Genomic DNA, 8,313 nt, shown 5'->3' on the forward strand with positions numbered 1-8,313 from the left:
CAAGCAGGAAAGTGGGATCAAGAGACGATCGTCTCATTTTTCCTGTGTCAATACTGTTCCGGTGAATACTTACGCCAAAGCTTCATAACGGGTGTTCAAGAGCATCAGACTCGGCTGCTTAAGCTTCTTGGTGTTCTGTATGAAGCAGTTTATTCCTAAATTGGCTGCGGAATCTCGGTTGGATTTGTTCTGGATGGTCATGGGCAGTGATGATGACGAAATGAGGGGGACATGATAGCACTGGCGAGATCCGGTGGAGGCAGATGGTCCTCCAGGGACAACAATGAGCACCAGCCCGAGGAGCTGGTGCCCATGTCCGGTTAACGACGCATCCGTTTGATGTCCTCGGTCGCGTGGATAATGGCGTCGCGTGGGCTGCAACCCTTGTCGATGTACGACTTGATGATCTTCTTCTCGTCCGGGTCTGTGGTGTGAACCGTCATGGAGCGATCATCCATGTAGAGCCGCATGACCTGGTACAAGCCCTCGTACTGGATCATCAACTCCGAGAACATCCCTTTATCGGTTCGAACCGACTCCATCAGGTTGAACACAAAGTTTGGGGCATCCATCAGCTTGTCGGTCTTGAGACGGCTGATAACCGGCCCCTCTTGCGCCAGGGTGAACAGCCACGGCGAGTTGGCAAAGATCGCCTTCCCGGTGCGCGATGAGTAGTAGTCCGATACCTGCTGGGTGATACAGACCCCCATCGCCTGCGTTTTACGGAATCGCCGCCAGCCAGCTTCGATAAATTCCGCGAAGAAGGCGTTGTTAGAGGCGGCTGCGCCGTCCGTAATGTACTCCCAGGCCTCGTCGAGGATGAAGGCACGGCGACGACCGTCGTCCTTCTGGAACATCGCATCCTGCGCTTGCTGGATGACGCTCATCAGCACCACCGTCTGTAGGTTCGGTTGCGCCTTGAGCTGGCCCAATTCCGCCACGATGAAGCGTGATGAGAACCGGATGGTTGGTGATAGCCGCCGGTCAAAGAGGCGAGCGTACTTGCCATGGATAGTGAAGTCGTAGAGCTGGGCCCCGATGTCACGCACCCGCTGATCTTCGTGTTTGTTACACATCTCGGCAAACAGGGTGATGCTCGCCTCGTTGGGCGAATCCACGCACATTTTCAACAAGATCTGCGACATGACGCTCATCTGGAAGTTGTCCATATTCCCGTCGGGAGCGGCCATCAACTTGAGGATGTTGGAGATCATGGTCAGCTTGAGCGAGCCAGCCAAGGTCACATAGCCGCGGCCATTGTCCATCGTGGAATCTAACCCCGAGTTGTCATCATCGGTGAGGCCGGTGAGGTCGCAGAACGGGTCGATTGAGAAGGATTGGCCTTCGCCAAACTCAATGTACTGGGAGGAGTGGAACTGGGCAGCCAGCGCCTTGTAAGAGCCCCCCGAGTCGATGGCAAAGACTTGGCCGCCGTCCTCCGAGTGCAGGTTGCCGGGCACGCCCGTGGTCAGCAATTGTTTGACCAGGTTACCCGCCAGCACCGATTTACCGGCCCCTGACCGCGCCGCGATGGCGATATTGAACGAGGCGTTCGTTTTGAAGGGGTCGATGCTGATGATTTGACCCTCGCGGGAGTAGCCAACCAGCACCGGGTTGTTGCTATTGCCTTTCCACGGGCCATAGATGGGCGCGGCACAGGAGAGGTACTTACTGGTGAAGACCTCTTGGCGCTGCAACATACCCCGGATCTGCTGATCATACCCGTGGCATAGCGGCATGATTTCCATCATCAGAGGCATGGCCACGAAGCGATCCACCGCGTAGCCGAAGCCACGACCATCCAGGAAGGTGGTGGCCGCTTTGGTGGCCTCATCCTGGCTCCCGTCGTTGTCGAGGAACAGCGTAACCTGAGTCCAGCAGTTGACGATGACCTGATTCTCTTGCTCAAGCTCGTGCTCGATGGCCTTCAAATCTTCGTACTGATAGCGCAGCCGGTTGGAATACTTCATCACGCCAGCGGATTCCTGGTTGGTAACCAGCACCTTTTTGGCATCAAATGAGGACTTTGACTTTTTGCGGTTCGGAAAGTGGATGTTGAGGGAGACCATGAAATCGGAGCTCAGCCCGCCAAAGCCCTTTTCCCAATCGCTGTAGAAGCCGTACATGTCACCGATGGAGGCGTAGTCAGGGCGCTTGAAGCAGTTCAGCACCCGCACCACACGGTTCTCGTCCGGGTTGGCGGGATTGCCCTGGAGCACCACACCATCATTGTCCACGGTGATCATTCGGCCAGGCTGGAGCACTTGATGTCTCAGCGGGACACTGGGCTTGAAATGCACTTTGCCTTTGGCCCACGAAGTTTGCTTGCCCGGATTGAGCATCACCTGCATCCGGCGCAACCACATCTCGTTGTTGGCGACAATGGGAGAGGCCCCCATGGACTTGAGGCTCTGGAGCATGTCTTTTTTGATCTCGACCGCCCGATCGACCTCTGCCTGTGTCGGGATCTGGTTCGCAATGGGAAACGTCAGGGAGTACCACACCTCAAAATCGCGGGCCTTGAGGGGGGATTTGCCCGGACGCAGGCCATCATCGGAGGCTGAGTGCATGTAGTCCTGGGCGAGCTCACCTAGCAGGTTTTCAAACTCCCAATCCTCCTTCTCCATCCGACCCCAGCGCAATTTGTCCCAGGCGTTGTTCACACCGACCATGTCCCGGTTAGCAACCGTGCTGATCACCATGGTGGTGTCGTCGGGGTATTGGTAGGTGAACATGGAGCCGAGCAGGTTGCGCATTTCAGCCGAGACGCCGTTGAGCGGCTGACACACGATCATGAAGCCAATCGTGGCCGGGTCGAGCAGGAACAGTTGCTCATCGACGTAATAATCCAGCACGGGAACCATGTCCCCGAACTTGTTGTGTTCGCTCATCGAGCGCAAACGCTGGGTGATAGACGAGAACATAGCCATATGAATCCCTCACTTCTTGAGCAATTCAGAGGGCACAGCTACAACGCCCGGAGTGTTGCTGATCTTCTTGACGCCCAACGGGTCGACGGTGTTGTTGACCTTGGCCTTATGGCCCAGGTTGCCGTCAGCATCTTGCCGCATTTGAAGAGGGATGATCTTGGCAGGCTGCTTGTTGGCGGCAGCACCGACGAGCCAGCGTTTAGGCTCGACCTCGACATAGGCGTAGCCGGGCATGTTGAGGGACTGTGCTTCGTCTTCATAGGCAGCAAACAGCACCCGCAAGATCCGCGCATCGGCACGAACGGCCATGGGCTCAGGTGCGGAGAAGTCGTCGCGATAGAGAGAGAGGGAGTTGGATGGCACGACCCCTACCGCAGGAACGTCGACGACAGCGCCAGAGTCGTCGGCCTTATCTCCAGCGGCAACCGGCTTTTTTTCGTCGTCATCCAGACCGTCCTGTGACCCGTCAAACAAGCTGGTCTTGCTGTTGGTGATCTCATACACCTCCCGGGGGCCTTTACACACATAACCGTTAGGCTTGCCCGGACAGCTGGATTCCGATTGGCCAACGATGGAGCAACCCACCAGGGGCAGCGTCAACATAAACAACAGGGTTCGCGCAGTGATCCGCATAATCGTATCCTTACTTCTCAGCATCATCAGACGGGCGACGTTCATTGAGGAACGCCAATAAATCAGGTGGGGTACCGGCTTGAGCAAGCCCATCTACCCGCCAGATGGCAGGCAGCCCCTTGAGGTTGAAGGTGCGCGTCAGCATGGTGTTGAGTAACACCCGCTGTCCTTTGCACGCCTTCTGCTCGGGCAGTGTCGGGTAGGGCTGGCCCTTGAAGAGCAGATCCAGCACCTCCCGGCCCTTGTTGTAGTTGGTTTCGTAGGTACACCACAGATTGAGCGCAGTCAGAATGGACTCCTGCCCAGAGATCGGGGTGATCATGATCTCGACATGGACCTTGTCGCGGTTCTCCGCCAGCTGCTTGAGCAATGCAGTACACGAAGGACAATAGGGGTCCACCATGATGCGAGCCTGGAGCGGCAACTGCGGGTTGCCGTAGGGGATGGTGCCGATGTCGACCAGGTTGAGACCCATGTTGCCCAAGGTGAGGTACTGGGCATCCACGGCGTCCTTCACATTACGGACAGCTTTGTTGGTGTAGACATCCTGTAGGTATCCCTTGAGGAAATAACGACCATTCGTGCTGACGATGACATCGTTGCCATTTTTGTCCTTGGCGGCCACCAACCCATCCAGCGCGAGCGGGACTGATTTAACTACGTTCTGTCCTACGGCCTTCTCCGTCTCCTGCTGGGACAAGGGGGGCGCTTCTGCAAAGGCAAGGGCGCTCACCAGGAGGGGAAGTGTTGCTATCAGGGTTGGCTTTATTCGCATCATCGCTCCTATGGATTATTCGTCGTCGTCGTCGTTGACTTGGGTGGCACGGCCTTCACCACGCTTAATCTCCTCATCCCTGCAAAGGACCAAGGCGGTGTTGATCGTCTCCACGCTGCCAGGGTCTTTGAAGGTGATGATCCCGCGACTGCCTATCTGCTCGAAGGTGAAGAACCGGCAGTCCGCTACGAAAGTGGGGATGTCGGAAGGCTTGATGCCGCGCTCCTTCATCAGGTCTGCCACCAGAGTTCGGATCTCCGCTGTCGCCATGTTCTGGGCGGTGCAGCTGGTTTCCAGCTCCAGCTTCTCGGCCAGGAACCGTTGAACCTTGGGAGTCTGACTTGCTCGGGCGACCAGGTGTTCGCTGTTGAGGCGCTTGATGACGGCACCGGCGATCTGGGAGTGGGTGATGTTGACGCGGCTAATCCCCAGCAGCACACGTTCCAAGGCATTGGCGATGTTGACGCGCAATACGCCCCGGCGCGAGATGATGTCAGACACTTCCACCACGCTGCCGGTCAGTTGCAGCGGGTCGGCCTCTAAATCGACGCCATTGATCAGCTTGCTTGCCCGCCCGGTGAGGATCCGGTACTCGGCAAACACGCTCTTCTCGTTGGTGTCCACCATGGAGTCCGAGATGAAATCGTTGATGGCTACCAGATACTCGGGCTTATCGAGGGTGATGGTCATCTTGCGGCCTTCGATCGCCGCGCTGTAGTACCGGGTACGGATGCAGCGTTTGTCAGCGTCAGACAGGCCAAAGGCATTACGCAGCAGCATGGGGGCCGGGCGCTCGATGGTGGACGGATCCACGCCGACCAGATGGCATAAGGTCTGCTCGATAATTTTGAAATCCCGACTCTTTAACCGGTGATTCGAGCCAATGGCATGGGTGATCTCAAAGATGTGCGACCCAAGCTTGGTCACGCCGTCCACCACGGACCCTTGTGGGGACTTGGCGATGATATTAACCAGCCCATCCCGCAGTTCGGTGACGCTCATCAAGGTGGTGTCGAGCTCGCGGGTGTGCTCAGCCGCGTCGACCAAAAATTCGTTCATTTTGGTTCGCAGCTGCGCCTTAAACGACACGATCATGTCGTCTTTGCTCCGCTTCACCTCAAAATATTTGGTTTTGACGGTTTTGGTCTCGTGCAGCCCCATTTCGCGGTACCGCTCCAGGACGCTTGCCGCTATGTGGGAGCCTTCATTCTCATAGCTGGATATGTTCGGGTAGTCCTCGCGGCTGACCATGGCGGCCACTTGCGAGAAGAGCTCCAGGGTGTTGCCAGCGAGTTTGCCGTTTTTGGTGAAGCCGGGCGAAATGATGAACCGTTGGCCGTTGATCTGGCAGTGATAGCCCTCGGCGGAGACGGTGTGCTTGGAGGCCGGGCCGGAGTTCATGGCAAAGCAGTCGTAGGCACAGGACATGAGGGTGCGCAGCCGGGAACCGACATCCCCGATACGCGGGTGCAGCATGGCCGAGTTGCGATTGGTGATCGACTTGAAGTTCAAGAAGGATTGCCAGCAGGCTTCCTCACTGACGAACTCGCCAGCTTTGTACATGCACAGGTACATCAGCAGCTCCATGGAGCGGCTGACGATGCTCGGCGGCTCTTGGTCACCACGCTCCCACTTCGAGTACGTGTTGGTGCTGGTGCAACCTAACCGTTTGGCCATGGTCTCCTGACTCAGCAGGGGAATACCATCAAAGGTGGCAAGGTAGGCCCGCATCAAACTGAAATCGTGCCAGGTCAATACGTTCTTGGTGTCATTGTTGTCGCGCACTTCTGCGTTAACAGTTGGTTTACGTGCCATAGAATGTCCTTTAATAATTGCCCGATAGTATCCTATTCGGGTAAAATCGTGCAAATATCAATGTTGGGTTTGCGTGTTGACTGCATCTCGCCGACGAATGGCGGTACTGAGACTGGTCATGACACTATCTGTTGACATGCCGGGATAATTCTCGACGTAGATGGATAACATCATGTGGGCTATCTGTAGCGCCTCCATCAGCGGGATCGGCACAGCCTTGGGTGGCTTGTTCTGCTCAAACACGGAGCAGAAGACCGACTTGCCCTGATGGGTCAGCTGGAAGCCCTTCTTGGCCCCGCCCTGGGGGCCGTGGTTGTCGAACTTCACCGTGGGATTGTTGCCCATCCCAAGCAGCACCGCGACGACCTCCAGGTATTCACCTCGGGTGAACTGGATGCGGGTTTTCTGCTGCCAGTTGTAGACGCGGGTCGCCGGGTTCAACATCTCAGCGCCTTCAAGGGAGACCGTCAGGAAATTTTTGCGGGTGACATCGGGACAAAAATTTAGGGCAGCGCGGGAACCATGCACTTTTAAACTGAAATACTCAGGGTACTTGTCGAGCAGGGGGGACTTCCCGCCCTCTGGTTCGCTCCGGGAAGCGGGACGTTGCGCGTTGCCTTGCCGAGGGGCATTAGCTGGTGGCTGAGTCTCGTAGTGAGGCGCGGGATCGTACTGCTCGTACTGCTCGTACTGATCATATCCCTGGTAGTTCTGTTGGGTTTCATTCCGCGCGGGAGCCGCAGTCGACTCAGTTGCGACAGGTCTGGTATGATTGTGGTGATTGCGGTACATGATGCGCTCCTGACGGTTTCACAAAATAACTATAACATACCGCCTGGGATAGTCAGAAGCATTTATCAACTTTCCGCCTACTTTATTTTACCAATGACGACAACTGGCGAGACACAATATGGACAAAGTAATCATCTCATGCTCCGGCGGATGTGGATGCACAGTGACCTTGCGCAGAAGCAAGGTTCAAAAAGCCGATTATTACCTCTGCGAGTCAAGAGAATCAGGGCACCTATGCAGACAAAAACTCCCCCAGTTACAGCCGGGGAAGGTGCGCCGAGTAGAGATGAATGCAGCTGCCCATTTTTGGGGGTACACAGATGAGTTAGCCAGCGCGGAGGATATGGCATCCATCACCCGAGCGCGTGAAATTCTCGCAGCTGGTGTCGCGCAGTTGGCAATTAAGAAAGCGGTCAGATAATGCTCACGGGCATCAAGCTCCGCGCTAATCCGAACGAAGCTCAAAAGCAAACACTGAGTCAGTGGATGGGCTGCGCTCGCGTGATCTGGAATGGAAAGGTGGACGAGGAAAAATACCACCGCACCTATGCCCGTAAATATTGCGCCATTGGCACTTATCCACCGATTGACCAAAAAGCCGCCCAATTTAAATCTCAAGAATTAACGCCATGGTTATCAGACTGCCCCAGTCAAATTCTGCGTAATAGCGCGGTTAACTGGTATCAGACCTATCAGAAGTTCATGAAAGGATTGTGCGGGCGACCTAGGCGCAAAGCAAAGACTGACAAAGGCTCGGTTTATCTCACTCGCGAACTATTCAATTTCGAACATTGCCAGGACGGTAATATCAGGCTATTCATCGGCACCAAGACCAATAATATTGGCTACCTTTCATTCAAGACGCACCGTGAATTCGAGATACCTAATTCGCTCTATGTCAGAAAAGAGCGCGGCCAATATTATGTGTCTTTCTGCTATGAAAACGGCGTGAACGAAACATCGTTGTCCAGCAGCGCCGAGCATTTGGCTTTTCTACAGGGGGCTCCTCGTGAGTTTCTGGAACAATACACCATCGGGATCGACCGTGGCGTCGCCATTCCAGCACAGGCAGGCGAGCAGAGTTTCGACTTTTCTGCCAACCAGAAGCACCACCTGAGCAAGGCCGACCGCTACCTCCAGCGACTCCAGCGTAAGCTGGCAAGACAGCAGAAGGGTTCTAACCGCCGCACCAAAACCAAGCGCCGGATCTCTGGTTATCATGGTAAAAAAGGCAATGTCCGCCGCGATTTTAATCATCAAACAAGCAGGGCGTTGGTTAATAGCCATGCCAAGGCTGTCTCTTGATCAGATCTTGATCCCCTGCGCCATCAGATCCTTGGCGGCAAGAAAGCCATCCAGTTTACTTTG

General features: G+C 55.6%; 6 protein-coding genes. 1 reads left to right on the top strand and 5 read right to left on the bottom strand.

Annotation, left to right across the window (positions count from 1 at the left end):
- Positions 1-320: 320 nt before the first annotated feature.
- Genes PG892_RS20330 through PG892_RS20350 form a run of 5 tightly spaced genes read right to left on the bottom strand, consistent with a single transcriptional unit; the run spans position 321 to position 6,945 of the window.
- A complete protein-coding gene (locus PG892_RS20330) occupies positions 321-2,930 on the bottom strand; it encodes a TraC family protein (protein ID WP_263685312.1) in 2,610 nt (869 codons plus the stop codon).
- Between the two features lie 9 nt (positions 2,931-2,939).
- The gene (locus PG892_RS20335) at positions 2,940-3,563 is read right to left on the bottom strand and encodes a TraV family lipoprotein (RefSeq protein ID WP_270825777.1); all 624 of its coding nucleotides are present in this window, start codon (positions 3,561-3,563) and stop codon (positions 2,940-2,942) included.
- 10 nt (positions 3,564-3,573) lie between these two features.
- Entirely contained in the window at positions 3,574-4,338 is a 765-nt protein-coding gene (locus PG892_RS20340) for a hypothetical protein (protein WP_270825778.1), read from the bottom strand.
- A 15-nt stretch (positions 4,339-4,353) separates the two neighbouring features.
- Positions 4,354-6,153 (bottom strand): helix-turn-helix domain-containing protein, encoded by a 1,800-nt coding sequence (locus tag PG892_RS20345; RefSeq protein ID WP_263685314.1) that lies wholly within the window; start codon positions 6,151-6,153, stop codon positions 4,354-4,356.
- Between the two features lie 57 nt (positions 6,154-6,210).
- The gene (locus tag PG892_RS20350; protein WP_101617880.1) at positions 6,211-6,945 is read right to left on the bottom strand and encodes a hypothetical protein; all 735 of its coding nucleotides are present in this window, start codon (positions 6,943-6,945) and stop codon (positions 6,211-6,213) included.
- A 420-nt stretch (positions 6,946-7,365) separates the two neighbouring features.
- On the opposite strand from PG892_RS20350, the gene PG892_RS20355 reads away from it, so the two are divergent.
- Complete coding sequence (locus tag PG892_RS20355; protein WP_270825779.1) at positions 7,366-8,250, top strand: RNA-guided endonuclease InsQ/TnpB family protein; 885 nt, start codon at positions 7,366-7,368, stop codon at positions 8,248-8,250.
- Positions 8,251-8,313: the final 63 nt, after the last annotated feature.

Source organism: Aeromonas sp. QDB68 (assembly GCF_027707405.1).
Lineage (GTDB): Bacteria > Pseudomonadota > Gammaproteobacteria > Enterobacterales > Aeromonadaceae > Aeromonas > Aeromonas caviae.

What these genes read in the sequence shown, in the direction of transcription:
- PG892_RS20330 (WP_263685312.1), bottom strand. Translation starts at nt 2,930, where the DNA reads ATGGCTATGTTCTCGTCTATCACCCAGCGTTTGCGCTCGATGAGCGAA.
- PG892_RS20335 (WP_270825777.1), bottom strand. Translation starts at nt 3,563, where the DNA reads ATGCGGATCACTGCGCGAACCCTGTTGTTTATGTTGACGCTGCCCCTG.
- PG892_RS20340 (WP_270825778.1), bottom strand. Translation starts at nt 4,338, where the DNA reads ATGCGAATAAAGCCAACCCTGATAGCAACACTTCCCCTCCTGGTGAGC.
- PG892_RS20345 (WP_263685314.1), bottom strand. Translation starts at nt 6,153, where the DNA reads ATGGCACGTAAACCAACTGTTAACGCAGAAGTGCGCGACAACAATGAC.
- PG892_RS20350 (WP_101617880.1), bottom strand. Translation starts at nt 6,945, where the DNA reads ATGTACCGCAATCACCACAATCATACCAGACCTGTCGCAACTGAGTCG.
- PG892_RS20355 (WP_270825779.1), top strand. Translation starts at nt 7,366, where the DNA reads ATGCTCACGGGCATCAAGCTCCGCGCTAATCCGAACGAAGCTCAAAAG.